We start from the raw sequence: 24,396 nt of genomic DNA, 5'->3' as shown, positions 1-24,396 counted from the left end.
CATGACCGCTGCGCCTGTCACGGGCAGCCATACTCTCGACCTGGCCCGTATCCGGGCCGACTTCCCGATCCTGAGCCGCACGGTCCGGGACGGGAAGCCGCTGGTGTACCTGGACTCCGGCGCGACTTCGCAGCGGCCGCTGAGCGTGCTCGACGCCGAACGCGAGTTCCTGACCGAACGCAACTCCGCCGTGCACCGCGGCGCGCACCAGCTGGCCGAGGAGGCGACGGACGCCTACGAGGGCGCGCGCGCCGACATCGCCCGGTTCGTCGGCGTCGACGCCGGGGAGATCGTGTTCACCAAGAACGCGACCGAGTCGCTGAACCTGGTGACCTACTCCTTCGCCGACGACCGGTTCCCGTATCACCTCGGCCCGGGCGACGAGATCGTGATCACCGAACTCGAGCATCACGCCAATCTGGTGCCGTGGCAGGAGCTCGCGCGTCGCACCGGCGCCACGTTGAAGTGGTACGGCGTCACCGACGACGGGCGCATCGACCTCACCTCGCTGGAACTCACTCCCGCCACCAAGGTCGTCGCGTTCACCCATCAGTCCAATGTGACCGGCGCGGTGAGCCCGGTCGAGGAGCTGGTGAGTCGGGCGAAGGCAGTCGGTGCGTTGACCGTGCTCGACGCCTGCCAGTCGGTGCCGCACATGCCGGTCGACTTCCGTGCGCTCGGGGTGGATTTCGCCGCCTTCTCGGGCCACAAGATGCTGGGTCCGTCCGGCGTCGGCGTGCTCTACGGCCGCCGCGCGCTGCTCGAGCAGACGCCGCCGTTCATCACCGGCGGCTCGATGATCGAGACGGTCACCATGGAGTACAGCACCTATGCCCCGCCGCCGCAGCGGTTCGAGGCAGGCGTGCCGATGACCTCCCAGGTGGTCGGACTCGGTGCGGCTGTGCACTATCTCGAGGCCATCGGTATGGACGCGGTCGCCGCGCACGAGCACGCGCTCACCGGCGCCGCGCTGGAAGGGCTCGGTGCCATCGAGGGCGTGCGGATCGTCGGCCCCACCGAGAACGTCGAGCGTGGCGGCGCGGTGTCGTTCGTGGTGGACGGCATCCACGCCCACGACGTCGGCCAGATCCTCGACGACGAGGGGGTCGCGATCCGCGTCGGTCATCACTGCGCCTGGCCGCTGATGCGCAGGCTCGGCGTGCCGGCCACCGCGCGCGCCTCCTTCGCGGTCTACAACACCCTCGACGAGGTCGACCTGCTGGTGGCGGCGGTGCGCAAGGCGCAGAAGTTCTTCGGCGTGAGTGGAGCGGTATAGACCCATGCGTATGGAGCAGATGTACCAGGAAGTCATCCTGGACCACTACAAACACCCGCATCACCGGGGCCTGCGCGAGCCGTTCGGCGCGGAAGTACATCACGTCAACCCCACCTGCGGCGACGAGGTCACCCTGCGGGTGCATCTGGTCGACGGCGATGTCGCCGACGTGTCCTACGACGGTCAGGGCTGCTCGATCAGCCAGGCCGCGACCTCGATCCTCACCGATCAGGTCATCGGCCTGCCGGTGCAGCAGGCGCTGAAGACCGTGGACGCGTTCAACGAGATGATCTCCAGCCGCGGCACCATCGAGGGCGACGAGGAACTGCTCGGCGACGGCGTCGCGCTGTCGGGCGTCTCGAAGTACCCGGCACGGGTGAAGTGCGCGCTGCTGGGATGGCTGGCCTTCAAAGACGCGGTGATCCGGATCGCCTCGGAAACCTCTGCGTCGCCTTCCTCTCCTGACGAAATCGAGACCGAACTCCCGAGCGGAAACGGGGAACGCCCATGAGTGAGACACCGGCGGCCGAGCAGGCCACTGTCACGGCGGAGAGCGGCGCGCAGGCCGAGTTGTCGGCCGAGGAAGCCCAGCTGCTCGAAGACCTCGAGGAGGCGATGCGCGATGTCGTCGACCCCGAGCTCGGCATCAATGTCGTCGATCTCGGCCTGGTCTACGGACTGCGCGTCGAGAACGACGTCGCCAAGCTGGACATGACGCTCACCTCGGCGGCCTGCCCGCTGACCGACGTCATCGAAGACCAGTCCCGCAACGCTCTGGTGCGCAGCGGCCTGGTCGAGGATCTGGAGATCAACTGGGTCTGGATCCCGCCGTGGGGTCCGGACAAGATCACCGACGACGGCCGTGAGCAGTTGCGTGCCCTGGGCTTCACCGTCTGACACGGTTCGGCCCACGCGTGGATCGTGCGCGGTTATGGACAATTCGGATGTTCTCGGCGAAGATCTCCCCGCTTGTTTTCCTACAGACGGGGAGATCTCGTTGTCTTTGTTGCGTAAGACCGCCCTCGCGGCGGTCGTGTCCGCCGGCGCCGTGACCGGCTTGGTGGGCGCCGGTTCGTCAGCTGCCGCCGCGCCGTCCTACGGGACGCTGGCACTGTCGCCGAGTACCGGCAGGACGGTGGCCGCGGTCGGCCACCCCAGCCGCGTCGTCGCCGATGCCCACGCGATCCGCGAGTGCGGCGTCTACGACTGCGATCTGGTCCTGCACATCACCGATTCGTGTGGGGCCATCGCGCGGGGCGCGGACGGCCGATTCGGTTGGGCCGCAGGACCTTCGCGTGCCGAGGCCGAGCAAGCCGCGATCGCCTCGCTGGGGGACAGCGCGCCCCCGTTCCCGGATCTCGGCAGTGCCCAGCCGCGTCCCGCGCAGGTGTCCGTTTCCGGGTGCACCGCCAATACGATCGACTGAATCGGCGTGTCGGCGAGTTGTTCGGGTGAGGGCAATGCTGATCATGAAGGGGTGCACCTCTCGGACGGCATCATCGCCCTGCGGCCGGCTGCTCCCGGCCGGCCGCACCTGCTCGGCCCGGAGTCGGCCGCCCCACCCGTGACCGTGGGCTCGCCGGAATCGGATCCGCTGGAGATCTACGAGATCGTGCTGCTCGCCGAGAACCAGGTCGTGGGCACCTTTGGAGTGCGCGCCGAAGCGCCCTACCTGCGTGACGATCAGGCGGAATTCAGCTATGCCGTCGATCCACCCTGGCGCGGGCGCGGCCTGGCGACCCGCGCGGTGATCCTGGGCTGCCGATACATGGCCGCCAGCGGTATGGCCGAGGAAGTGGTGCTGCGGACCGATCCGGCGAACTCGTCGTCGGTGGCGGTGGCACGCCGGGCGAGGTTCAAATTCCTGCGCAGCATCGTCACCGACGACGCCGGACCCCTGGACTGGTACGTCCAGGCAGTGTGATCGTCTGTTACCGCTCAGTGCTCGTCGTAGTGCCCCTCGTGGGCCGCGTGCCTGCAGCCGTCGTGGATGTAGTCGACGTGATCGCCGTGCGGGACCGCGACGTGGCCGCAGCCTTCGCCGTGGACGTGGTCGTGGCCCTCGTGCGGATGATGGCCCTGCGGCGGCTGGCACTCGTCGAAGTGGCCGTCGTGGGCGCGATGGAGGTGGCCCTCGTGGGCGTAGTCGACGTGGTCGCCGTGCGGGACCGCGACGTGGCCGCAGCCTTCGCCGTGGACGTGGGTATGTCCGGTGTGTTCTTGATGCGCGGCAGTGGTCATGGTGTCCTCCGTGGTCGTGGTTGTAGCCGAAGGAAGATGCCGTATGCGCCACGCTACGCCGGTGTGCTGCTGGATGTTAGCTCCCGTTGCCGAGGTGGAATCGTTCACTCGGCGGGCGTCGCCTCGTGCCCGGTGCGGCCGCGGGTGCGCCGCGCCTCCTTGAGTTCGGCCTCGTACAGGTGGGTGCGGCCGTCCAGCAATTCGTCGCGGACCTGCCGTTCGGTGTCGCGGAACAGGGCGTAGTAACCCTCGTCGTAGTCCTCGACGATCTGGAACGTCCACCGGCCGGGCAGAACGTTGCGGCCGATCAGTTCGGTCGCGATCCGCTCGGCGATGTCGGGGTGACCGGCTCGGCGGAACAGGTCGGTGGCTTCGTCGAGCAGGAAATCCGCCCCGCCGGTCAATTGGTGGAACGAATACAGGTGCCCGCGCGCCCGCTCGGTGACCTCCAGCGCCTCGGACAGCTTGCCCGCGGCTTCCACGGTGAGGTCGTCGACTCCATCGGGGCGGCGGTGGCGGGGCGCGGGGCCGTCTTCACCGGATCGATCGGTCGCCGTGCCGTCGGTCGCCATGCCGTCGCCTCCTGTGCATGCCGGCGCGGGCCGCGCGCCGGGGCCGAGGTGCGCACACCCGACAGGGAAACGCGCGAGTCCGCAGGTCGGAGGCGGAGTTCCCGGCGGGCGGCGGTCGAAACCCGGTTCTTCGGAGCGGCCGGTCAGCCCTGCGCGCTGAAGCGCACCCGCACCGACACCCCGCCGCGCTCGTCGCGCGTCGTCACGGCGTGGCCGCGCCGGTCGATGCCGTTGATGCGTACCGTGATCGGCGCGCCGTCGTCGAGGAAGTTGCGCCACCAGTTCTTCTTGTCCGGCATGGCGACGCCGATGACGATGTCGTCGCCGACGCGGCGATATCCGACGGGTGTGCTGAAGGTCTTCCCGGAGCGGCGACCGACGTAGGTGATGGTCGCCAATCCCTTGCTCAGCAGCGGGCCGACCAGTGGAGTGTCGAGCAGGAAGCCCAGCCCGGTGTTGAATCCGTGCAGTGCGGCTCCGGCCGCCTTCTTCGCTTCCACGTTCTCCTCCTCGCCGGCGGAACACCCCCCGATGAAGATCACCCTAGTCGGCGGGCAAGCGGGGACGGGCATCGCGCCGAGAACTGATACGACCGTGCCGCTTATGCTCGATCCGACCGCTTCAGCCGCTTTCTAGGATGTTCCATGAGCCTGCCCAGCGTCCTGCGTGACCGACTCCGCCTGCCGGTGATCGCCTCGCCGATGTTCATCGTGTCCACCCCGGATCTGGTGATCGCCCAGTGTTCGGCCGGGGTGATCGGCTCGTTCCCGTCCCTCAACGCCCGCCCGCAATCGGAGCTGCGGGTCTGGCTGAACAGGATCACCGAGGCGCTGGCCGCCCACGACGCCGCGCACCCGGAGTCACCGAGCGCGCCGTACGCGGTGAACCTGATCGTGCACAAGAGCAACGACCGGCTGGAAGAGGACCTGCGGGTCGTCGAGGAGTTCCAGGTGCCGGTGGTCATCACCTCGCTGGGCGCGCGACCGGATGTCAACGAGCGCATCCACGCCTACGGCGGTGTGGTGTTGCACGACGTGATCCACGACGCCTTCGCGCGCAAGGCGATCGACAAAGGCGCTGACGGGCTCATCGCCGTCGCCGCGGGCGCGGGCGGGCACGCGGGCACCCAGTCGCCGTTCGCCCTGGTCCAGGAGATCCGTTCCTGGTTCGACGGGCCGCTGGCGCTGTCGGGCTCGATCGCGCACGGCCGGTCGGTGCTCGCCGCCCAGGCAGCGGGTGCCGATTTCGCCTATATCGGGTCGATGTTCATCGCCACCGACGAGGCCAACGCGGCGACGGAGTACAAGCAGATGATCGTGGACTCCTCGGCCGCCGACATCGTCTACACCGACCGCTTCACCGGCGTGCACGGCAACTACCTGCGGCCGAGCATCGTGGCCGCGGGCATCGATCCCGAGGCGCTCGCGGCCAGCGAAGCCGCGACGATGGACTTCGGCGACGGGGAGGTCGTCGGCGCGAAGGCGTGGCGCGACATCTGGGGCGCGGGTCACGGGGTCGGCGGCGTCGCCGAGATCCGGCCCACCGCGAAGGTGGTCGACCAGCTCGCCGCCGAGTACGCGGCCGCGCGCGAGCGTCTGCTGGTCGGCTGACCGACCGGTGCGGAGGTCGGCAGGCGTACAGCCGGTGCCGCCGGACGGGCACCGGCTGTACGCCTGCGGTGTGGCCCGAGACGGGGCCACACCGCGCAGTGGTATGGCCCCGTGCGTGACCGTCGAGGAATCAGGCGGACTTGTCCATCGCGGGCGCGGACTCGCCGATGGTGGCCGCGTCCTCCCCGGTCAGCAGACGCACGAACGCCTCCTGCGCCTGGCGCCCACGCACGGCGGCACGGTCACGCTGACCGGGCACCACGGCATTGGCGAGGCTGTTGGCGAGGTTGATCGGGATCCGCAGCGCCGGGTACCACGGCGGCATGTAGGCGGGCAGGCCGAGCACACGCATGGCCTTCGGGCCGAGAAAGGTGCCGGCGACCGACAGGTGCTGGGCCCGCGCGATCCGGCCGCGCAGGCCGGGCAGATTGCGGTAATGCCAGTTGAGGGGGTCGTCGGCCATCGGGAGGGCCAGTTGCCTGCTGGTGTCGTCGGGGTTGGTGATGGCCGTCATGCAGTGGTTGAGAATGCGCACGCCGTCGCGGAAACCGTGCGGCAGCCACTGGTCTTCCACGCCGATCAGCCAGCCGACGTAGCGGGTCAGGTGCGCGGCGGCGACGATGTCCGCGCGCGAGGGCACGATGCCCATGGCCATGCCGCCGACGAACGGGGCGAGCAGGGCGCCGACCAGCGTCGCGGCCATGTCGGTCTGATTGATCGGCAGGCCCCAGTCGTCGGTGCGCCAGTCCGGCATCGCCTCGACGTGGCGGCGCACCATCGAATGGATGAAGCGCACATGCAGCGTGGAGCGGTATCCGCGCCCGTAGCGCGCCATGCCGTTCACCGAGGAGACGTCCATCGCCCAGGTCAGGGTCTCGGCGAAACGCTTGCCGGGTCCCTTCTCCAGGGCGCCGGTGCGCAGGAGCGTCTTGTTGAAACCGGAGGCGAGATAGCCGCCGACGAAGGAGACGTCGCGGGCGAAGTACAGCGCGTCGTTGCCGCCGGAGCGGTACACCCGCTCGCCCCGGCGCAGCAGGTCCTGATCGACCCAGTCCGGTGTGGCCTCGACCTCGGCGAAGAAGCGCCGCAGCGGCTCCGGCGCACCGGGCACGTTGTCGATGCCGACCTCGAGCGCCCTGTCGAACATCGGGCGCGTCGTGCCCATGCCCTCGGCGTACATCCACTCGACGAGATCGTCCATCGGCTTGTCGCCGACGAGCAGCGATTCGCCCAGCCTGCGCCACTGTTGCTCGTCGGGATCGCCGATGCCGAGCAGCTTCGCGAACGGACCGAGGCCGGGAACCTTGCGCGGGCTGTCAGGGTGCCGAGTGGGAATCGGTCGTGGTGTGGTGGCGGTCATCGGTGTGTTCCTTTGCTGCGGTGGCGATTCCGTGCTTCATCAGCGGCACGACGGTTGTGCGGACGAAATGGCGGGCGGCGGCCGGATCGGTGAAGTCGACGCCACCGCCGTTCGGTGTGAGCATGAGTGAATGGGCGAGGCGGGCGACGAGTTCCGCGACCGGTTCGATGTCGTAGTCGTCGATGAGTCCGAGTTCGCGTGCGTGCCCGAGCATGTCGACGATGTAGTCGATGCCCATGCGCACCTGCCGCTCGCCCTGCACGGTGTAGAAGCCCAGTACTTCCTCGGGGGCGACGCGCAGCAGTTCGGTCACCATGCGGTGCATCCGGGTCTGCAGCAGGACGTAGAGGATGGTCTCCTCGATCTGGGCGTCGACGCCGGAGGCGGTGGTCGCGATGGCGGTGACCTCATCGAGCATGCGCCGGGTCTCGCGGCCGAGCATCGCCTCGACCACATTGTCCTTGCCGCCGAACCGCCGGTGGATCGTGACGCGGCTGACCCCGGCGCGGCGCGCGATGTCCTCGAGGCTGCTGCGCCGGATGCCGACCTGCAGGATGCGCGCGAGTGCCGCATCCAGGATCGCTTCGTCCACATCGTCGTGGGGCTCGGGCATGAAACAAATGTACAAAGATTGTTTCATTGGGTCAACGGTGCGACCTCACCCGAGCGGCGTCAACGCCATTCCCGCAGTTCCAGATCGACGATCACCGGGTGCATCAGAGTGGAGATCGGTGCGCCGGGGTCGCGGCGGTCGGGCGCGAACACCGCGGCCGCCCGCAGGCTCTCGGCGTCGATCGATCGCGGCGGGGTGGGTGGGTCCAGGCGCAGCGCCGGTTCGACGTCGCGGGTGGCCAGGACGAATCCCCAGTCGCCGAAACTGGGCACGTCCACGTGATACGGCAGGATGCGCAACCCGCCCGCCCGCATCGTCGCCGCGATGCACCAGAACGAGCGCGGCGCGAAGAACGGCGACCCCGACTGCACCGACATGGTGCCGCCCGGCGCGAGCACATCGGCCGCCATCGCGTAGAACTCCTTGGTGTAGAGCTTGGCGATGGAGGTCTGATCCGGGTCGGGCAGGTCGATGAGCACCGCGTCGAACTGCCGGGGACTCTCGCGTAACCAGCCGAACGCGTCGGCGTTGACCACATCGACCCGGGGATCGGCGAACGCGTCGCCGTTCAATGCGAGCAGCCGCGGCTCGGTGCGGGCGAGCCGGATCATGTCGGGATCGAGCTCCACCAACGTCACCGACTCCACATCGGGATAGCGCAGGATCTCCCGCAACGCCAGCCCGTCGCCGCCGCCGAGGACCAGTACGGTCCGGCGCGGTCCCGCGAGCGTCGGATGGACCAGCGCCTCGTGATATCGATACTCGTCAACGGAGGAGAATTGCAGGTCGCCGTTGAGGTAGAGCCGCACGTCCGAGGTGGCGAACGGGGACAGCGATTCGGTCAGCACGATGCTCTGGTATCTGGTCTGCTCGTGCCGCACGATCGGATGGGCGAACAACGCCTGCTGGGCGGTCGCCTCGAAACGGTCGGCATACAGATAACTTCCGCCGAGCACCAGCGCCACCAGCACGGTCAGCGTGGTCAGCACCCAGCGCGCGGGGCGGCCCATCTGGTCGCGGAAGAGGACGAACACCAGCACCGCGCCGGCCGCGGCGTTGACCACCCCGACGATCAGGCTGCCCCTGATCTGCCCGAAGGCGGGCAGCAGCAGGAAGGGGAAGGCCAGCCCGCCGAGCAGCGCACCGACGTAGTCCGCGGCGAACAGGTCGGCGACCGCGCTGCCCGGCTCCTGTCTGCGAATACGCTGCAGCAACTCCATCAGCAAGGGGATCTCCGCCCCCACCAGGATGCCGAGGACGGTCGCCGCGACGATGAGCGCGGCGGTGTAGATATCGAGCCACGCGTAGGCGGCGTAGAGCATCAGAACCGATAATCCGCCCAGCAGTGCCAGTGCCAGCTCGACGCAGAGGAATGCGGTGGCCGCTCGGCGGCGCAGCGGCTTCGCGGCCAGCGCGCCGATGCCCATGGCGAAGACCATGACGCTCAACGTGATCGACGCCTGCGCGGCGGTGTCGCCGATCAGGTAACTGCCCAGCGTCACCAGCGACAGCTCGTAGACCAGGCCGCAGGCCGCGCACACGAATGCCACCAGCAGCAGCGCGACCCGGGCGGTCCGCGAACGGCCCGGCCGCGCGGAGAGGTCGAGGACTGCCCCTGCTTCGGCGCCGGTGACAGCCGCCTCGTCTGCCTGTTCCGGCGCGACGGCTCCCGAACGCACTAGGACAGCGCCGCGGCCACCACGAGGGCCACCGCGATGTGCAGAGAAGCCGTCACCCACACCGCCGGGTGGATCGTCCGGTCGTCGACCACATCGCGGAACTTGCCGGGCGTGAGCAGGTCGAGCAGCAGGAACGACACCGCCATGGCGGCCAGCCCGATCACGCCGTACACGGCGGCGGAGAGCACCCCTTCGCCGATGGCCCCGTGCGAGGTCCAGATCGCCATCGCCACGATCACGCCGACGCCGAGCAGGTTCGAGGCGACCAGGATCGAGGCGTTGCGATTGCGCTCGACCCAGATCTGCGACCGCAGACTGCCCGGCGTCAGGATATCGACGACCACGAACCCGAGCACCATCAGCGCCAGCCCCACCCCGGTGTATGCCAGCGCGGCCGCTGCCTCGGTCGCGATGTCTTCGAGCATGCTTGTCTCCCTCGTGCTCCGCTGTGCTGTCGCCGCCGCTGTTTCCCGCTGCCGCTATTTCCCGCTGCTGCTTCGGTATTCGCTGCCCGGGGGCTCGCTCTGCCAGCCGAAACCCGAGGCGGCCGACTGGTGGCGCCGGTATCCGTTGCGGTACTGGTCGACCAGGATCAGCGCGCCCGCGCCGTGCGCGGCCACGGTGAGGATGTCGTCGCGATACTGCAGATAGACGCGCTGATCCAGAGTCCGGTTGTCCAGTGGCCGTTCGGCTTCGGTGATGGCCTCGACCACGGCGGCGGGGGCCAGGGTCGCGGTGTAGGCCCGCCCGTCGTTGACCTGGTCGAGCGACGTGGCCCTGGTGTACTTCGCCGCCACGAACTCTCGGGCGGTCTGTGCGTCGTCACCGCAGGCGACCAGGGCGAACACCAGCGTGAACGTCCCGGCGACGGCCAGCATCGACCGGCAGAGGCGGTGCATACATCCCCCCATAGAACTCCGGGACGACCCGGTGGCGAAATCCGCGAGTTCCCTCCTGAACTCGTCTGGCACTGTAGCAGGCGATCATGCCCCTTTTCGCGTCGGCGCCTTCTGCGCGGTCTTCTTCGCGGGGGCCTTCTTCGCGGTGCTCTTGCGCGCGGTGCCCTTGCCCGCCGCGCTCTTGCTCGCCGTCGTGCCCGACGATCCACCCGTGCTCTTCTTCGCGGCCGTCCCGGAGGCTCGGCCGCTCTTCTTCGCGGCCGTCCCGGACTTCTTCGCGGCCGTGCCCGCGGACCCCGAGGCACGCCTGCCGCTGGCCTCCAGGCTGCGCTGCAACGCGGCCACCAGATCGACCACCTCGGCGTCGGTCGCGGCCGGGGCGGGTTCGGCGCGTTCGGGCATCGTTCCGCCGCGCTCGATGGCTTCGTCGAGCACCTTCTGCAGCTCGACCTGGTACTCGTCGGTGAACTGCGAGGGATCGAAATCGTCGGACATGCTCTCCACGAGCGTCTCGGCCATCTTGATCTCCTGCGGCCGCGGCTCGGCGGCGTCCTGCAGCGACTCGAACTCGATCGCGCGCACTTCGTCGGGCCACAGCAAGGTCTGCACCATCAGCATGCCCTCGCGCACCCGCAGCGCGGCCAGTCGCGTCTTCTGGCGCAGCGTGAAGTGCACCAGTGCCGTACGGTCGATGCGCTCGAGGGTCTTGGCCAGCAGCAGGTAGGCCTTCGGGGTGTTGGAGTCGGGCTCGAGGTAGTAGCTCTTGTCGTAGAAGATCGGATCGATCTGCTCGGACGGCACGAATTGCAGCACCGGGATCTCGTGCTTCTCGGCCGCGGGCAGCCGGGCGAAATCCTCCTCGGAGAGGATGACCGTCCCGCCCTCCGGGGATTCGTAGGCCTTGGCGATGTCGACATAGTCCACGGGCTTGCCGTCGAGGGTGCACACACGCTGGTACTTGATGCGGCCGCCGTCCTTCGCGTGCACCTGGTGGAATTTGATGTCGTGGTCCTCGGTGGCGGTGTACGCCTTCACCGGGACGTTGACCAGCCCGAACGCAATCGATCCTTTCCAGATAGCCCGTGCCATCACTCCATGATGGACGAACCGGTCGGCATCCGGGACCGAAACGTGAAACCGCAGGTAGCGACGGCGATTCGGGTGCGCAACCGGGGCGGAACGGCGGGAAACAGGGCCCACATGGCGTCGGCGACGCCGTACGGGTCGTCCCGGCCGGACAGATACGCGCGTTGCCGATGCGCGGGCAGGGAGAAGAACGCGTCGAAGAACAGCGGTATATCAGCGGGCGGCAGGGCCAGCAGCGCGCGCAACCCGGCGGCCCGCAACGCGTGCACCGCGCGCACGCGGCCGAGCCGGGCGGGACCGCCGCCGGCGAACTCGTCGGCGGCGCTCAACGAGGCCGCGACGCTGTAACCGGTGGCCGGATGCAGGAAGCCGCCTGCCGCGCCGAACCGATGCGCGCCCGGCCTGCCGCCCTCCACCGGAAAGCGAACTCGTTCGACGGATTCGCTGCCGTCGAGCGCGATGCCACGCGCTGCCAGCCGGTGCTCGAGCCGTTCGCGCAACTCGCGCAGCCCCAGGGCGGGACGCCCGGCCAGACAGGTCTCCTCGAACAAGGTCGCGCCCGCGCCGAGCGGCACGACATAGAGGAACGAACGCGGGGCCGCGGACTCGGCCCCGTTGTCGGCACGCCAGTCCATGAACAGCGTCGCATCGTCGCGCTCGATCGCCTTCGTCACGACGACGCCGTAGGCGGTCTGCTCCGCCCTTCGTGGCGAGCGCGCCAATCCGCGCGCGTCGATCACCCGGTCGGCACGCAACTGCCTGCCGCTCGCGGTGGTGAGCGTGTGGGCGGTCAGGTGGGTCGCGCGCTCGGCGACCACGTCGGCTCCCTCGATGCTCAGCGAGTCCTGCAGCACGCCGGTGTCGAGAACCGAATACGCCCTGTCGAGCTCATGCCGCTCATACCCCCACGCCACCGGATGCTCGATCCGCGCCGCTGTCACGCCCTTGTCGAGCCAGCCGGGCAGTTCGTCGGCCCACACCGCGTAGGTCGCCGTCCACCGCCGCCGCGGGGCGGGATCGACCACGGTGACCCGCAGGCCGCGCGCCAGGCAGCGGTGCGCCAGGGCCCGGCCGGCCGGGCCGAGCCCGCAGATGACGACATCGGAGCTGTTCACCGGCGCCGCGCCCACGGGTCGCGCATGTCTCAGAGTCCGCCGGTCGCCAGCAGGCCGCCGTCGACGCGGACCGTCTCCCCGGTGATCCATGCGGCCTCGTCGGAGGCCAGGAAGGCGATCAGGCGAGCGACGTCCTCCGGACTGCCCAGCCGCTTCATCGGGTAGGCACTCGCGGCGCGCTCCTCGTCGGCGGAGTACAGCGCGTCGGCGAACTTGGTCTTGACCACGCCGGGCGCCACCGCGTTGACGCGGATCTTCGGACCGAGTTGCCAGGCCAGCTCCTCGGTCAGGCGGATCAACGCCGCCTTGGAGGCGCCGTAGGCGGCGATGACACCGGTCGAGCGCAGACCCGCCACACTGGCGACATTGACGATCGCCCCGCCGTGCTCACCCATCCACGCCTTGTAGGCCTGCTGTGCGTAACCGAGCGCGGCGACCACATTGACGTCGAAGATCTTGCGCACGGCATCGAGGTCGGCCTCCATGAGCGGGCCGAAAACGGGGTTGATGCCGGTGTTGTTGATCAGGATGTCCAGCGAGCCGAACTCGGTGACCGCGCGCGCGACCGCTTCGGCGCGCGCCTGCTCGTCACCGGAGTTGCCCGCGATGACGGCCACCTCGCCCTGGTGCCCGAGGGCGCGCAACTCCTCGGCAGCCTGTTCGAGCGGCTCGATTTTGCGGGCGGTGATCAGCACGTTCGCGCCACGCCGCAGCAGTTCGGCGGCGGCCGCCTTGCCGATGCCCCTGCTCGCGCCGCTGACCAGCGCGCTCTTGCCCAACAGATCGGTACTCATGACACCGCACGCTACCGAAGGGCAATCGCGGCCCGGTTATCACGGTCACACCGGGCTCCTCGGCGGCGGCGTGGCACGCGGGTGCAGGTAAAATCGTTGGTTGGCGTGTCGGCCGAGTACCTACACTGCGGCCTGCAGGACACATTCACCGTCGCCACCCCGCACTTCCCCAGAGGAGCACATCTGTGATCACCGCGACCGATCTCGAGGTCCGGGCCGGCGTCCGTACGCTGCTCTCGGCGCCGGGTCCGGCGCTGCGCGTGCAGGCCGGCGACCGGATCGGCCTGGTCGGGCGCAACGGCGCGGGCAAGACCACCACCCTGCGCATCCTCGCGGGGGAAGGCGAGCCGTACGCGGGAAAGATCGTGCGCTCCACCGAGATCGGCTACCTCCCGCAGGACCCCCGCGAAGGCAACCTCGACGTGCTCGCCCGCGACCGGGTGCTCTCCGCGCGCGGACTCGACACGCTGATCCGCGACATGGAGAAGCAGCAGGCTGTGATGGCCGAGGTGGCCGACGAGAACGAGCGCGAGAAGGCGGTCCGCAAGTACGGCAGGCTCGAGGACCGGTTCTCGGCGCTGGGCGGTTACGTCGCCGAAAGCGAAGCCGCGCGCATCTGCCACAGCCTCGGCCTGCCCGACCGGGTGCTCGGTCAGTCGCTGCGCACCCTCTCCGGCGGTCAGCGCCGCCGCATCGAGCTCGCGCGCATCCTGTTCTCGGCCTCGGACGGCAGCGGCGGGCGCTCGGACCGCATCCTGCTGCTCGACGAGCCGACCAACCACCTCGACGCCGACTCGATCACCTGGCTGCGCGGCTTCCTGCAGAACCACGACGGCGGTCTGATCGTCATCAGCCACGATGTCGAACTGCTCGAGGCCGTGGTCAACAAGGTGTGGTTCCTCGACGCCGTGCGCGGCGAGGCCGATGTCTACAACATGGGCTGGAAGAAGTACCTCGACGCCCGCGCCACCGACGAGCAGCGCCGCCGCCGGGAACGCGCCAATGCCGAGAAGAAGGCGTCGGCGCTGAAGGCCCAGGCCGCCAAGCTCGGCGCGAAGGCCACGAAAGCCGTTGCGGCACAGAACATGGTCAAGCGGGCTGAACGACTTCTCGGCGAACTCGACGAGGTGCGCGTGGCCGACAAGGTGGCGCGCATCAAGTTCCCCGAACCCGCCGCGTGCGGCAAGACGCCGCTGATGGCCGAGAACCTAACCAAGATGTACGGCTCGCTGGAGATCTTCACCGGCGTCGACCTGGCCATCGACCGCGGCAGCCGGGTCGTGGTGCTCGGCCTCAACGGTGCGGGCAAGACGACACTGCTGCGCCTGCTGGCCGGCGTGGAGCAGCCGAGCGCGGGTGGACTGGTGCCCGGTCACGGCCTGAAGATCGGGTATTTCGCCCAGGAGCACGACACCCTCGACGACAACGCGACGGTGTGGGAGAACATCCGCCACGCCGCTCCCGATGCCGGTGAGCAGGAGCTTCGCGGCCTGCTGGGTGCGTTCATGTTCACCGGTCCCCAGCTGGATCAGCCGGCGGGCACGCTGTCCGGCGGTGAGAAGACCCGGCTCGCGCTCGCCGGGCTGGTCTCCTCGGCGGCGAACGTGCTGCTGCTCGACGAGCCGACCAACAACCTGGATCCGGTCTCGCGCGAGCAGGTGCTCGACGCGTTGCGCACCTACGCGGGCGCGGTCGTTCTGGTTACCCACGATCCGGGCGCGGCGGAGGCGTTGTCTCCGGAGCGGGTCATTCTGCTGCCCGACGGCACCGAGGACCATTGGTCGGCCGAGTATCTGGAGTTGATTCAGCTCGCGTGAGTTGGATCACATCATTTCGTTGATCGTTTCCTGATGAGTGCTTAGCCTGGAATGACGCGCTGCTCGGCGACTCGGAGGAAGCCATGAGCGACAGGCCCACACAGAACAGATCCACCGCCACACAGAACAAGGGCGGGACGGTGACGAAAACCGGATTGAGCAAGGGCACCCGCGTCACGGGAAAATCCCGTGACCGTTTGCAGAATCAGTTGAAGAAGCAATACGAAGCGGGGGCGAGCATCCGCTCCCTGGCACGGTCCACCGGGCGTTCCTACGGGTTCATCCACAATGTGCTGGTGGAATCGCACGTGCAGTTGCGCAGCCGCGGCGGTGCGAACCGGCGCAAGAACGCCGACAAGTAGCCCACTGCGGTCCGCGGGCACAGGCGTCAGCGGCCGGTCACCATCTCGTCGTCGGCCAGCAGGTCGGCCATGCTGTCGAAGATCGGCAGGCCGGTCGCGGCGGCGAGGTGGTCGAACCGGCCGCGGGGGTCGACCTCGAGGAAGTAGTACTCGCCGTCGAGGCCGATGCGCAGGTCCAGCACGCCGAAGCCCAGTCCCAGGGCGCCCATCAGGGTGGACAGCGACTTGCTGACCGAGGCGGGCAGGGTGGCCACCCCGAAGGTCACCGACTCGCGCGGCCGGTCGAACAGCCGCGCGACGCCCGGCGCCGCATCGATGCGCACCGTCCATTCGACGCCGTCCACCCACACCACGCGCAGTTCGCATTCGGCCTGCACGTAGTCCTGGAAAGCGGCGGGCGCGCGGCGGATGTCCGACATCTGCGCGAGGTCGTCGCGGCCGACGATCCTGGCCTGCGCGCAGGCCGCCCGGTGCGTGCCGTCCCGCTTGAAAACCACGGGGCCAGGACGTGACTCGGTGAAACTGCGGGCCTCGTCCGGATCGTTGGTCACCAGCGTCTCCGGCACCCGGAGCCCGGCGCGCACCGCGGTCTCCCACTGCACGATCCGCCTGCTCGCGGTGCGGTCGGCGCCCGGATCGTTGACCCAGCGTGCCGGAATCGACCACAGCATGCCCTCCAGGAAGCCGTCGCAGGCGTCGGGCTCGAAGTCGCTGTCGACGCCGGGGATCTGTGCCGAGCGGCTCGGCGTGAGCGGCCGCCACCACACCGAGCGAACCTGGTCCAAGCCGACGGTCTGGGTCAGCGCCCGCGCCGTGCCGAGCCGGTCGACCCGGAAGCTGCCGTAGGTGCGCGGGTAGTCGCTCGGATCGAACCGGATCACGTCGAGTCCGTGTATCTCGCGCACCATCTCGGCCACGGCGGCCGCATGCGGGTCGGCGGAGTCGCAGACGATGAGCACCGAATCGCGTCGGGCGGGCCCGCGCCCGGACCCGTTCATCCCGGGCCGCCGCGAATGCTGTCGCGGTCCGGGGGACGGACGGTTGCGGGGCCCATGGGTGGCTCGCTCTCCGATCGTGTCGCGTCTGCTCGTGTCGCGTCTGCTCGTGATTTGCCACGGCGTGGCGGATGCGCTTCGAATGATACCGTCGCGGTCCGCCGTCGCGGCCCGGTTCAGCGCAATTACGCCCGGTCGGCCAACAGATCATGGTGCGGGAACCGGCTCGCAGCCAGCCGATTCCGGCGCCCACGGCGTCGATGATCAGCGATTGTGCAGTTACCTCCGGCCGGGCCCGCCGGGGGCGAGGCATTCAGGATGTCCGGTGTGGCCCGGTCCACCGGTGGGCGCGTCCGTGTCGCGACCCGACGCACCCACCGGCCGACGGGGCGATCAGTCCTTGCGGCGGACCGACGCCTCGACGAGATCGAGTACCGCGGACAGATTTTCGTTGGTGTGTCCGGAGGCGATGCGCGCGATCAGCCCGTCGAGCACGAGATCGAGATAGCCGAGCAGTACGTCGGTGGGCACGTCGTCGCGCAGCGCGCCGGCCGCCTTGCGGCGTTCCAGCCGGGCCAGCGTGGCCGCGGTCAGTTCCGCCGAACGCTGGGTCCAGCCGGCCCGGAACTCCGGGTCGGTGCGCAGCCTGCGCGCGATCTCGAGCCGCGTGCCCAGCCAGTTGAACTGCTCGGGATCGGCGAGCATGTCGCGCATGACCTGCACGATGCCCTGGTTGGCGGCCACATCGGCCATCCGCTCGGCATCCTCTTGGGCCAGCGCGAGGAACAGCGCGTCTTTGTCGCGGAAATGGTGGAAGATCGCGCCGCGCGAGAGTCCGATCCGCTCTTCGAGGCGGCGCACGGTCGCACCGTCGTAGCCGTATTCGGCGAAGCAGCGTCGCGCACCGTCGAGGATCTGGCTGCGCCGCGCGGCGAGGTGGTCATCGCTGACCTTGGGCATGGGGCGGGCTCCTCCTCGGCGGTACACGAATGCGGCAGAACACGACGCCGCGGATGGTGGTACGTGGATGTGGCGAGGTCCGCGCACCGATTCGCGATGAACCGGTGCGCGGACCCGTGTGCCTTCGGCGGTGTCACCTATGGCGCGGCCACGGGTGACATCGTCGTCGATACGCGCACTCAGCCGCGAATCATGTTGCGCAGCACGTACTGCAGGATGCCGCCGTTGCGGTAGTAGTCCGCCTCACCGGGGGTGTCGATGCGGACCACGGCGTCGAAGGTGACCTTCTCGCCGCTTTCCTTGGTGGCGGTGACCTTCAGCGTCTTCGGGGTGACGCCCTCGTTCAGCTTGGTGATGCCCTCGATGTCGAAGGTCTCGGTGCCGTCCAGGCCCAGCGACTTGGCCGACTCGCCCGCCGGGAACTGCAGCGGGATGACGCCCATGCCGATGAGGTTCGAGCGGTGGATGCGCTCGAAGGACTCGGTGATGACGGCCTTCACGCCCAGCAGGCGGGTGCCCTTGGCAGCCCAGTCGCGCGAGGAGCCCGAACCGTATTCCTTGCCGCCCAGCACGACCAGCGGGATACCCGCGGCCTGGTAGTTCTGCGAGGCGTCGTAGATGAACGCCTGCGGGCCACCCTCCTGGGTGAAGTCGCGGGTGTACCCACCCGAGACGTCGTCGAGCAGCTGGTTGCGCAGCCGGATGTTGGCGAAGGTGCCGCGGATCATCACCTCGTGGTTGCCGCGACGCGAGCCCAGGGAGTTGTAGTCCTTGCGCTCGACGCCGTGCGCATCCAGGTACTGCGCGGCGGGGGTGCCGGGCTTGATCGGACCGGCCGGGCTGATGTGGTCGGTGGTCACCGAGTCACCCAGCAGCGCCAGCACGCGCGCGCCCTTGATGTCCTCGACCGGGGTCGTCTCCATCGTCATGCCGTCGAAGTACGGCGCCTTGCGGACGTAGGTGGAGTTCGGATCCCAGGCGAAGGTGTCACCCTCCGGGGTCTCCAGGTTCTGCCAGCGGTGGTCGCCCTTGAAGACCTCGGCGTAGGACTTGCGGAACATGTCCTGGCTGATGGTCGCCTTGATGGTGTCGTCGATCTCCTGCGCCGAGGGCCAGATGTCCTTCAGGAAGACGTCGTTGCCGTCAGTGTCCTGGCCCAGCGGGTCGGTCTCGAAGTCGAAGTCCATGGTGCCCGCGAGGGCGTAGGCGATGACCAGCGGCGGGGAGGCCAGGTAGTTCATCTTCACGTCGGGGGAGATGCGGCCCTCGAAGTTGCGGTTGCCCGAGAGCACCGCGGTGACCGACAGATCGTTGTCGTTGACCGCCTTGGAGATCTCCTCCGGCAGCGGACCGGTGTTGCCGATGCAGGTGGTGCAGCCGAACCCGCCAAGGTAGAAGCCCAGCTTCTCCAGGTACGGCCACAGGCCGGCCTTCTCGTAGTAGTCGGCGACGACCTGCGAGCCGGGCGCCATGTTGGTCTTCACCCACGGCTTGGAGGTCAGGCCCTTCTCCACCGCGTTGCGGGCCAGCAGCGCCGCGCCGATCATGACCGACGGGTTGGAGGTGTTGGTGCAGGAGGTGATGCCCGCGACCACGACCGCGCCGTGGTCGAGCACGAACTCGCCGCGCTCCTCGGAGACCACCTTGACCGGCTTGCTCGGGCGGCCCTCGGCGCCGTTGGCGGCGGAGTAGCTCACCGCGTCGTCGTCGGCGAAGGACAGCACCGCCGGATCGCTGGCCGGGAAGGACTCCTCGACGGCCTCGTCCAGCTTCGAGTGCGGGGTCGCGGCCTCGGGGTAGCCGACCGTGTCGCTGACGTAGTTGCAGATGTCCTTGCGGAAGGCGGTCTTCGCCTCGCTGAGCAGGATGCGGTCCTGCGGACGCTTCGGGCCGGCGATCGAAGGCACCACGGTGCTCAGATCGAGCTCGAGGTACTCCGAGTACTTCGGCTCGTGGTCGGCGTCGTGCCACATGCCCTGTTCCTTGGCGTACGCCTCGACGAGCGCGAGCTGCTCGTCGCTGCGGCCGGTCAGGCGCAGGTAGTTGATGGTCTCGGCGTCGATCGGGAAGATCGCGGCGGTCGAGCCGAACTCGGGGCTCATGTTGCCCAGCGTGGCGCGGTTGGCCAGCGGGACCTCGGCGACGCCCGCGCCGTAGAACTCGACGAACTTGCCGACCACGCCGTGCTTGCGCAGCATGTCGGTGACGGTGAGCACGACGTCGGTCGCGGTCACGCCCGGGTTGATCTCACCGGTGAGCTTGAAGCCGACCACGCGCGGGATCAGCATGGAGACCGGCTGACCGAGCATGGCGGCCTCGGCCTCGATGCCGCCGACGCCCCAGCCCAGCACACCCAGGCCGTTGACCATGGTGGTGTGCGAGTCGGTGCCGACGCAGGTGTCCGGGTAGGCCTGGCCGTTGCGGACCATGACGGTCGGGGCCAGGTACTCGATGTTCACCTGGTGCACGATGCCCATGCCCGGGGGGACGACCTTGAAGTCGTCGAAGGCACCCTGGCCCCAGCGCAGGAACTGGTAGCGCTCACCGTTGCGCTGGTATTCGAGGTCGACGTTGCGCTCGAGGGCGTCGGCGCGGCCGAAGACGTCCAGGATGACCGAGTGGTCGATGACCATGTCGGCGGGGGAGAGCGGGTTGACCTTGTTCGGGTCGCCGCCGAGGGCGGTGACGGCCTCACGCATGGTGGCGAGGTCGACCACACAGGGCACGCCGGTGAAGTCCTGCATGATCACGCGGGCCGGGGTGAACTGGATCTCGGTGTCCGGTTCCGCGGCCGGGTCCCAGTTGGCGATGGCCCGGATGTGGTCGGCGGTGATGTTCGCGCCGTCCTCGGTGCGGAGCAGGTTCTCCGCGAGGACCTTGAGTGCGTAGGGGAGTTTCTCGGTGCCGGGCACGGCGGAGAGGCGGAAGATCTCGTAGGAGTTGCTTCCGACCTCGAGGGTGCCCTTGGCGCCGAAAGTATCGATACTTGTCGTCACTTCAGCTCCGCTCGTCGGTGAGGGTGGGCCACCGGCGGGGCTGTGCCGGTGACTCGAGTCTGTGGAGGTTCTCCGGCCGCTGGGAGCGCCGATACCTCGCGACACAACTCTAACAGTACGCTTGTCCTGTGAAACGTCCGGGGTCGGCTCGGCGTGGCACGAGCGAACAGCTCGCGACCGGGTGGCGTACTGTGCTCTCGACACCCGTCGCGCCCGTCGGCGTGGCTACACAGACCGGATGGAAGATGGCTCCCTCGTATACCTCGGTTTTCTTCCCGCTCACCGCGGGCCTGCCGCCCACCATCGACGAGGACACGCTGCAGTCGATCAAGGCCGATGTCGCCGACAATCACGTGGCGACGCCGGAGGGCCGTGACCAGTCCGAGCTCGAGGCGATCGTGGCCGAAGCGCGAGCCGAGGGCATCCCGCTGAGCATTGTGGTCATTCCCGGGAATCCAGGCCACGACTCCAATCTACGGGACCTGGCCACCGAGGTCGCCGAGACCGAGCACGGAACCGTGGTGGTCTTCAGCGACGACTGGGTGGGCACCTACAGCGACACCATCAGCCGCGTGCGCCTGGAGTGGGCCGAGGACGCGGCCAAGAGCAAACACGGCGATTCGGTGACCGCCGCGGGCATCTTCGTCGACCGGATCTCCGAGCCGGAAACGGTTTCCTGGACCGCGGTCACCGGCATCCTGCTCGGCGGCACCGCCGTCGCCGTCGCGGGCCTGGCCTACCTCAAGTCGCGTCGCGCGGCGGCCGCACGGCAGCGCTCGGGCGCGGTCTGACCCGCTCGCCGGTCCCACCTCTCCGCTGAACTTCTCCGGGCCGCGCCTCAGGGCGCGGCCCGGAGTCGTGCGTGCCCACGATTTCTGTTGAAGCCCGCCGCCGAGGGCAGATCGGCGGCCCCGCACTTGCCTCCGGGGTGATGGCGGTTGCTTCCATTCAGCATTTTCATGACGTCCGGTCTGTTTATCTCCAGCAAACCAGGGCGGATGTATGGCAAATATATGGCTATCGACGAATTACGTGACTGTAGTTCTGTGACCAGAGTTCCGCAGGGGCCATAAAGTGTCGTACGGTTCGAATGGTCCCCGAAGGGGAACAAGAGGTAGAAGAGTTGTCCGCCGACGGATGAGCACCGTGATCTGCGGTGGGGCTCGTGTGGCGATGCCCGACCCGAGTCCTTGGAGGTGCGATGCGCAGGAGCCATGGGGCCGGTCAGCGATCGAGAAATCCGATCGCTCTCGGATTGCTGGTGTGTGCGGCGCTGGTACTGACGGTGGGCACGGGCGTGGCTGTCCCGCCTCCGCCGCCGAACCCCAGCGACAGTCAGATCGCCGAAGCAGGCGCGCAGGTGGATGCCGGGGTCGGCGCGGTCGGCGCCCTCATCAACGACGTGGCAGAGGTCGATCAGCAACTGCGTCAGCTCGACGACGAGGTCGCCATCCGGCGCGAAGAGGTCAACAAGGCGCTGGTGGACCTGCAACTGGCGCGCGAGGCGGCCGATGCCGCCGCCGCGCAGGTGACCGCCACCCAGGCCGACCTCTCCGTCGCGGGCGAGGAGGTCGCCCGCGCCCGCCACGGCTTCGACGACTTCGCCACCGCCGCCTACACCCGTCCGACCTCGGGTTCGCTGATCACCCACCTGAGCGCCACCACCCCGACCGGCGCCATCGACCGCGCCGAGGTGATCGGCCTGGTGTCGAAGAATCAACACCAGGTGCTCGACACCCTGCGCCGCGCCCAGATCGAACTCGGCAACCGCAATTCCGATGCCCGCGAGGCGAAATCACAGGCCGACGCGGCTGCGGCGGAAGCCGAAAGCCTGAAGGTCGCCGCCGAGCACGCGGTGGCCGCCGCCAAGACCGCGCTCGACAGCGAGACCGCGCGCCGCGAGAACCTGCTCCGCGAACGCGACGCGGCCCAGGCCAGACTCGACGCGGCCCGCGCCACCGTGCAGGGGCTGCACGCCCAGCGTGAGGTCTACCAGGACTGGGACCGGCAGCGCCTGGCCGAGGAGGCCCAGGCCATCCTGACCGCCGCCGCGGAGGCCGCGGCCCGCGCCGCCGCCGACCTGGCCGCCAGGGAACGGGCCGCGCAACTGGGCGAGGGCAAACGCCCGCACACCGAACTGGAGAACACCCCGCCGCCGAAGAAGGCGAAGCCCTCGCCGAGCGGCCCGTCGGTGCGCGGCTCGGAGGCGGTCGAGACCGTGGTCGACCGTGCCATGTCGCAGCTGGGCGTCACCTACGCCTGGGGTGGCGGCGACGAGGACGGCCCCACCCTCGGCATTCGCGACGGCGGCGTGGCCGACAGCTACGGCGACTACAACAAGGTCGGCTTCGACTGCTCGGGCCTGATGCTCTACGCCTTCGCCGGCATCGGCGTCTCGCTGCCGCACTACAGCGGTTATCAATACAACGCGGGCACCCGCGTTCCGCTGGCCGAGAAGAAGCGCGGCGACATGCTGTTCTGGGGGCCGGGCGGCAGTCAGCACGTGGCCTTGTATCTCGGCAACGGCAAGATGGTCGAGGCGCCGCAGTCCGGTGACGTCGTGAAGGTGTCGCCCGTGCGCGAGGACGGCATCATGCCCTATGCGGTCCGCATCGTCACCTGAGTCGCTCCGATGCCGACTTTCACCGGCTGTGCGTGTCGAGTCCGGCGATCAGTTCGGTGAGGTACGCACCGGCGTCGACGCTGCCGGCCAGTGCCGCCGCCTGCCCGGACCACAGGTTGAGCAGCTCGGGATCTCCCCGTTGCGCGGCGGCTTTCCGGATCGGGGTCATGAGGGCATTCTGTGCGGGGTAGGCGGGTACGTCGGCCTCGAAAGGGGCCATCTCCCGGAGGAACCGATTGAGGATTCCCCGGGCGGTGCGCCCGGAGAACAGTCGGGTGAGAACAGTCGTCTGGGCCTGTGCCGAGCGCAGCGCGGCCCGGTGCACCGCGCTCGCACCGGATTGCGCGGTGGCGAGAAATCCGGTCCCGACCTGCACGGCGTCCGCTCCCAGCAGCATCGCCGCAGCGACTCCACGTCTGTCGGCGATACCGCCCGCCGCCACGACGGGGATCGAAACAGCTTGTGCCACTTGGGGAATCAGCGAGAATGTGCCGACCAGCGACTCGTGCACCGGGCGTAGAAAGGCGCCGCGATGTCCACCGGCGTCGGATCCGGATGCGACGACAGCGTCCATGCCGGCGGCCTCGATGGCAAGGGCTTCTTCGACTGTGGTGGCAGTGCCCATGGTGCGGATTCCGCGTCGGCGTGCCGCCGCGAGGAAGCTCGCCTCGGGAATGCCCATCACGAAACTCGCGACCGGCGGGGCGGCTTCGAGTATCGCGGCGAGCTGCTCCGCGTAGCTCGGCGTGGCGATGTCGTGCGGGGGCTCGACGCCGATTTCGGTGTAGAAGGATTGCAGCCGGGCCTTGTCCGCGGCATCCAGGGTGGTGGGTTCGCCCGGTTGTGGCACCCACAGGTTGACGTTGAAAGGCCGCTGTGTGCGCGCCCGGCACGCGGCGACCAGTTCGACGATGCCCTGACCGTCGAGAATGTGTGCGCCGAACGAGCCGAGTCCGCCGCCGTCGGAGACGGTCCCCAACAGCTCGACGGTGGACAGTCCGCCGCCGAACGGTCCCTGCACGATGGGATGGTCGACTCCTGCCAGCTCGCTGAAGGCGTTCACCGGGTCACCACCTGTCGGCCGCGGGCCAGCAGGAGGGTCTGCTCGGCGACACGGCGCCCCAGATGCGCCGCGGTATCCAGATCGGCTTGCGGGGGTGCTTCCTGTGGCCCCAGATCCGACGGTGACTGTGCCATCGCGCCCAGAAAACTCCCCAGCGCGTTTTTCTCGACGTCGACCAGCGCGGTTGCGGCGCCGTCGATGCTGTTCGCTCCCGCCGCTACGGCCTTCGCCTGTCGCGCGGTGTGTCCGTATCCGCTGTGGTAAGCGACGGCGATGGTGATCTCTGGCATAGTGATCCTTCTATGTAGACGACCGGTCAACTATAACCGGAAAGT

At 68.9% G+C, this 24,396-nt stretch carries 26 protein-coding genes; 10 read left to right on the top strand and 16 right to left on the bottom strand.

All coding sequences use genetic code 11. The annotated features are described in order from the left end of the window. The first annotated feature begins 1 nt into the window (after position 1). From IU449_RS07040 to IU449_RS07020, 5 genes are all read left to right on the top strand, one after another. The gene (locus tag IU449_RS07040; protein WP_195001082.1) at positions 2-1,276 is read left to right on the top strand and encodes a cysteine desulfurase; all 1,275 of its coding nucleotides are present in this window, start codon (positions 2-4) and stop codon (positions 1,274-1,276) included. Positions 1,277-1,280: 4 nt separating this feature from the next. Next, positions 1,281-1,787: a Fe-S cluster assembly sulfur transfer protein SufU gene (sufU, locus tag IU449_RS07035; RefSeq protein ID WP_228803763.1), complete on the top strand. Its 507-nt coding sequence runs from the start codon at positions 1,281-1,283 to the stop codon at positions 1,785-1,787. Continuing rightward, the gene (locus IU449_RS07030; protein ID WP_195001081.1) at positions 1,784-2,173 is read left to right on the top strand and encodes a metal-sulfur cluster assembly factor; all 390 of its coding nucleotides are present in this window, start codon (positions 1,784-1,786) and stop codon (positions 2,171-2,173) included. The genes sufU and IU449_RS07030 overlap by 4 nt, the downstream gene beginning before the upstream one ends. Positions 2,174-2,273: 100 nt before the next feature. Beyond that, the gene (locus IU449_RS07025) at positions 2,274-2,702 is read left to right on the top strand and encodes a DUF4189 domain-containing protein (RefSeq protein WP_228803761.1); all 429 of its coding nucleotides are present in this window, start codon (positions 2,274-2,276) and stop codon (positions 2,700-2,702) included. A gap of 51 nt (positions 2,703-2,753) precedes the next feature. Beyond that, a complete protein-coding gene (locus tag IU449_RS07020) occupies positions 2,754-3,200 on the top strand; it encodes a GNAT family N-acetyltransferase (RefSeq protein WP_195001079.1) in 447 nt (148 codons plus the stop codon). Positions 3,201-3,214: 14 nt separating this feature from the next. Here the strand turns inward: IU449_RS07020 and IU449_RS07015 are convergent, their stop codons facing one another. The 3 genes from IU449_RS07015 to IU449_RS07005 all read right to left on the bottom strand — a co-directional run bounded on the left by IU449_RS07015 (position 3,215) and on the right by IU449_RS07005 (position 4,589). Beyond that, the gene (locus IU449_RS07015; protein ID WP_195001078.1) at positions 3,215-3,517 is read right to left on the bottom strand and encodes a hypothetical protein; all 303 of its coding nucleotides are present in this window, start codon (positions 3,515-3,517) and stop codon (positions 3,215-3,217) included. Positions 3,518-3,621: 104 nt separating this feature from the next. Next, positions 3,622-4,089: a hypothetical protein gene (locus tag IU449_RS07010; protein ID WP_195001077.1), complete on the bottom strand. Its 468-nt coding sequence runs from the start codon at positions 4,087-4,089 to the stop codon at positions 3,622-3,624. A 143-nt stretch (positions 4,090-4,232) separates the two neighbouring features. Next, on the bottom strand, positions 4,233-4,589 hold the full coding sequence (locus IU449_RS07005) for a nitroreductase/quinone reductase family protein (RefSeq protein WP_324188117.1): 357 nt from the start codon (positions 4,587-4,589) through the stop codon (positions 4,233-4,235). A gap of 144 nt (positions 4,590-4,733) precedes the next feature. Here IU449_RS07005 and IU449_RS07000 point away from each other — a divergent pair, with 144 nt between their 5' ends. Beyond that, entirely contained in the window at positions 4,734-5,699 is a 966-nt protein-coding gene (locus tag IU449_RS07000; RefSeq protein ID WP_195001075.1) for an NAD(P)H-dependent flavin oxidoreductase, read from the top strand. Between the two features lie 130 nt (positions 5,700-5,829). Here IU449_RS07000 and IU449_RS06995 read toward each other — a convergent pair whose 3' ends face one another. From IU449_RS06995 to IU449_RS06960, 8 genes are all read right to left on the bottom strand, one after another. After that, positions 5,830-7,059 carry an oxygenase MpaB family protein gene (locus IU449_RS06995; protein WP_195001074.1) on the bottom strand — a complete coding sequence of 410 codons (1,230 nt, stop codon included), beginning with the start codon at positions 7,057-7,059 and terminating at the stop codon, positions 5,830-5,832. Continuing rightward, positions 7,016-7,672 carry a TetR/AcrR family transcriptional regulator gene (locus tag IU449_RS06990; protein ID WP_195001073.1) on the bottom strand — a complete coding sequence of 219 codons (657 nt, stop codon included), beginning with the start codon at positions 7,670-7,672 and terminating at the stop codon, positions 7,016-7,018. Before IU449_RS06990 ends, IU449_RS06995 begins: the two co-directional genes overlap by 44 nt. A 59-nt stretch (positions 7,673-7,731) precedes the next feature. Beyond that, entirely contained in the window at positions 7,732-9,351 is a 1,620-nt protein-coding gene (locus tag IU449_RS06985; protein WP_195001072.1) for a polyamine aminopropyltransferase, read from the bottom strand. Beyond that, complete coding sequence (locus IU449_RS06980; protein WP_195001071.1) at positions 9,351-9,776, bottom strand: DUF350 domain-containing protein; 426 nt, start codon at positions 9,774-9,776, stop codon at positions 9,351-9,353. Before IU449_RS06980 ends, IU449_RS06985 begins: the two co-directional genes overlap by 1 nt. Before the next feature lie 54 nt (positions 9,777-9,830). Further along, the gene (locus IU449_RS06975; RefSeq protein ID WP_195001070.1) at positions 9,831-10,250 is read right to left on the bottom strand and encodes a DUF4247 domain-containing protein; all 420 of its coding nucleotides are present in this window, start codon (positions 10,248-10,250) and stop codon (positions 9,831-9,833) included. An 84-nt stretch (positions 10,251-10,334) separates the two neighbouring features. Then, positions 10,335-11,339: a Ku protein gene (locus IU449_RS06970; RefSeq protein ID WP_195001069.1), complete on the bottom strand. Its 1,005-nt coding sequence runs from the start codon at positions 11,337-11,339 to the stop codon at positions 10,335-10,337. Continuing rightward, positions 11,339-12,451 carry a lycopene cyclase family protein gene (locus tag IU449_RS06965; RefSeq protein ID WP_324188116.1) on the bottom strand — a complete coding sequence of 371 codons (1,113 nt, stop codon included), beginning with the start codon at positions 12,449-12,451 and terminating at the stop codon, positions 11,339-11,341. Before IU449_RS06965 ends, IU449_RS06970 begins: the two co-directional genes overlap by 1 nt. Before the next feature lie 29 nt (positions 12,452-12,480). Further along, positions 12,481-13,245 (bottom strand): SDR family oxidoreductase, encoded by a 765-nt coding sequence (locus tag IU449_RS06960; RefSeq protein ID WP_195001067.1) that lies wholly within the window; start codon positions 13,243-13,245, stop codon positions 12,481-12,483. A gap of 185 nt (positions 13,246-13,430) precedes the next feature. Between IU449_RS06960 and IU449_RS06955 the strand changes: the two genes are divergently transcribed. Together IU449_RS06955 and IU449_RS06950 are read left to right on the top strand one after the other, a co-directional pair. After that, entirely contained in the window at positions 13,431-15,062 is a 1,632-nt protein-coding gene (locus IU449_RS06955) for an ABC-F family ATP-binding cassette domain-containing protein (protein WP_195001066.1), read from the top strand. Between the two features lie 83 nt (positions 15,063-15,145). Beyond that, positions 15,146-15,424: a helix-turn-helix domain-containing protein gene (locus IU449_RS06950; RefSeq protein WP_228803759.1), complete on the top strand. Its 279-nt coding sequence runs from the start codon at positions 15,146-15,148 to the stop codon at positions 15,422-15,424. A gap of 26 nt (positions 15,425-15,450) precedes the next feature. Here IU449_RS06950 and IU449_RS06945 read toward each other — a convergent pair whose 3' ends face one another. The 3 genes from IU449_RS06945 to IU449_RS06935 form a co-directional block, all read right to left on the bottom strand. Further along, entirely contained in the window at positions 15,451-16,422 is a 972-nt protein-coding gene (locus IU449_RS06945) for a hypothetical protein (protein ID WP_195001065.1), read from the bottom strand. A gap of 390 nt (positions 16,423-16,812) precedes the next feature. Beyond that, positions 16,813-17,379: a TetR/AcrR family transcriptional regulator gene (locus IU449_RS06940; protein WP_067854883.1), complete on the bottom strand. Its 567-nt coding sequence runs from the start codon at positions 17,377-17,379 to the stop codon at positions 16,813-16,815. A gap of 179 nt (positions 17,380-17,558) precedes the next feature. Then, positions 17,559-20,375 (bottom strand): aconitate hydratase, encoded by a 2,817-nt coding sequence (locus IU449_RS06935; RefSeq protein ID WP_195001064.1) that lies wholly within the window; start codon positions 20,373-20,375, stop codon positions 17,559-17,561. Positions 20,376-20,620: 245 nt separating this feature from the next. On the opposite strand from IU449_RS06935, the gene IU449_RS06930 reads away from it, so the two are divergent. Together IU449_RS06930 and IU449_RS06925 are read left to right on the top strand one after the other, a co-directional pair. Continuing rightward, on the top strand, positions 20,621-21,166 hold the full coding sequence (locus tag IU449_RS06930; protein WP_195001063.1) for a DUF6676 family protein: 546 nt from the start codon (positions 20,621-20,623) through the stop codon (positions 21,164-21,166). A 410-nt stretch (positions 21,167-21,576) separates the two neighbouring features. Continuing rightward, positions 21,577-22,998, top strand: a complete 1,422-nt coding sequence (locus tag IU449_RS06925) for an NlpC/P60 family protein (protein ID WP_195001062.1) — start codon at positions 21,577-21,579, stop codon at positions 22,996-22,998. A gap of 19 nt (positions 22,999-23,017) precedes the next feature. Here IU449_RS06925 and IU449_RS06920 read toward each other — a convergent pair whose 3' ends face one another. Further along, positions 23,018-24,061, bottom strand: coding sequence for an NAD(P)H-dependent flavin oxidoreductase (locus IU449_RS06920; RefSeq protein WP_195001061.1), 1,044 nt, complete (start codon positions 24,059-24,061; stop codon positions 23,018-23,020). Beyond that, positions 24,058-24,351 (bottom strand): hypothetical protein, encoded by a 294-nt coding sequence (locus IU449_RS06915; protein WP_195001060.1) that lies wholly within the window; start codon positions 24,349-24,351, stop codon positions 24,058-24,060. The genes IU449_RS06920 and IU449_RS06915 overlap by 4 nt, the downstream gene beginning before the upstream one ends. Between the last annotated feature and the right edge of the window lie 45 nt (positions 24,352-24,396).

This window comes from Nocardia higoensis (assembly GCF_015477835.1).
Classification (GTDB): Bacteria; Actinomycetota; Actinomycetes; order Mycobacteriales; family Mycobacteriaceae; genus Nocardia; species Nocardia higoensis_A.
Note: the sequence above shows the minus strand (reverse complement) of the source record. Positions and strands in the feature narration are given on the sequence as shown.

What these genes read in the sequence shown, in the direction of transcription:
- IU449_RS06960 (WP_195001067.1), bottom strand. Translation starts at nt 13,245, where the DNA reads ATGAGTACCGATCTGTTGGGCAAGAGCGCGCTGGTCAGCGGCGCGAGC.
- IU449_RS06915 (WP_195001060.1), bottom strand. Translation starts at nt 24,351, where the DNA reads ATGCCAGAGATCACCATCGCCGTCGCTTACCACAGCGGATACGGACAC.
- IU449_RS06925 (WP_195001062.1), top strand. Translation starts at nt 21,577, where the DNA reads ATGCGCAGGAGCCATGGGGCCGGTCAGCGATCGAGAAATCCGATCGCT.
- IU449_RS06995 (WP_195001074.1), bottom strand. Translation starts at nt 7,059, where the DNA reads ATGACCGCCACCACACCACGACCGATTCCCACTCGGCACCCTGACAGC.
- IU449_RS06940 (WP_067854883.1), bottom strand. Translation starts at nt 17,379, where the DNA reads ATGCCCAAGGTCAGCGATGACCACCTCGCCGCGCGGCGCAGCCAGATC.
- IU449_RS06975 (WP_195001070.1), bottom strand. Translation starts at nt 10,250, where the DNA reads ATGCACCGCCTCTGCCGGTCGATGCTGGCCGTCGCCGGGACGTTCACG.
- IU449_RS07040 (WP_195001082.1), top strand. Translation starts at nt 2, where the DNA reads ATGACCGCTGCGCCTGTCACGGGCAGCCATACTCTCGACCTGGCCCGT.
- IU449_RS06930 (WP_195001063.1), top strand. Translation starts at nt 20,621, where the DNA reads ATGGCTCCCTCGTATACCTCGGTTTTCTTCCCGCTCACCGCGGGCCTG.
- IU449_RS07030 (WP_195001081.1), top strand. Translation starts at nt 1,784, where the DNA reads ATGAGTGAGACACCGGCGGCCGAGCAGGCCACTGTCACGGCGGAGAGC.
- IU449_RS06945 (WP_195001065.1), bottom strand. Translation starts at nt 16,422, where the DNA reads ATGAACGGGTCCGGGCGCGGGCCCGCCCGACGCGATTCGGTGCTCATC.
- IU449_RS06970 (WP_195001069.1), bottom strand. Translation starts at nt 11,339, where the DNA reads ATGGCACGGGCTATCTGGAAAGGATCGATTGCGTTCGGGCTGGTCAAC.
- IU449_RS07000 (WP_195001075.1), top strand. Translation starts at nt 4,734, where the DNA reads ATGAGCCTGCCCAGCGTCCTGCGTGACCGACTCCGCCTGCCGGTGATC.
- IU449_RS07010 (WP_195001077.1), bottom strand. Translation starts at nt 4,089, where the DNA reads ATGGCGACCGACGGCACGGCGACCGATCGATCCGGTGAAGACGGCCCC.
- sufU (WP_228803763.1), top strand. Translation starts at nt 1,281, where the DNA reads ATGCGTATGGAGCAGATGTACCAGGAAGTCATCCTGGACCACTACAAA.
- IU449_RS06980 (WP_195001071.1), bottom strand. Translation starts at nt 9,776, where the DNA reads ATGCTCGAAGACATCGCGACCGAGGCAGCGGCCGCGCTGGCATACACC.
- IU449_RS06950 (WP_228803759.1), top strand. Translation starts at nt 15,146, where the DNA reads ATGAGCGACAGGCCCACACAGAACAGATCCACCGCCACACAGAACAAG.
- IU449_RS07015 (WP_195001078.1), bottom strand. Translation starts at nt 3,517, where the DNA reads ATGACCACTGCCGCGCATCAAGAACACACCGGACATACCCACGTCCAC.
- IU449_RS06990 (WP_195001073.1), bottom strand. Translation starts at nt 7,672, where the DNA reads ATGCCCGAGCCCCACGACGATGTGGACGAAGCGATCCTGGATGCGGCA.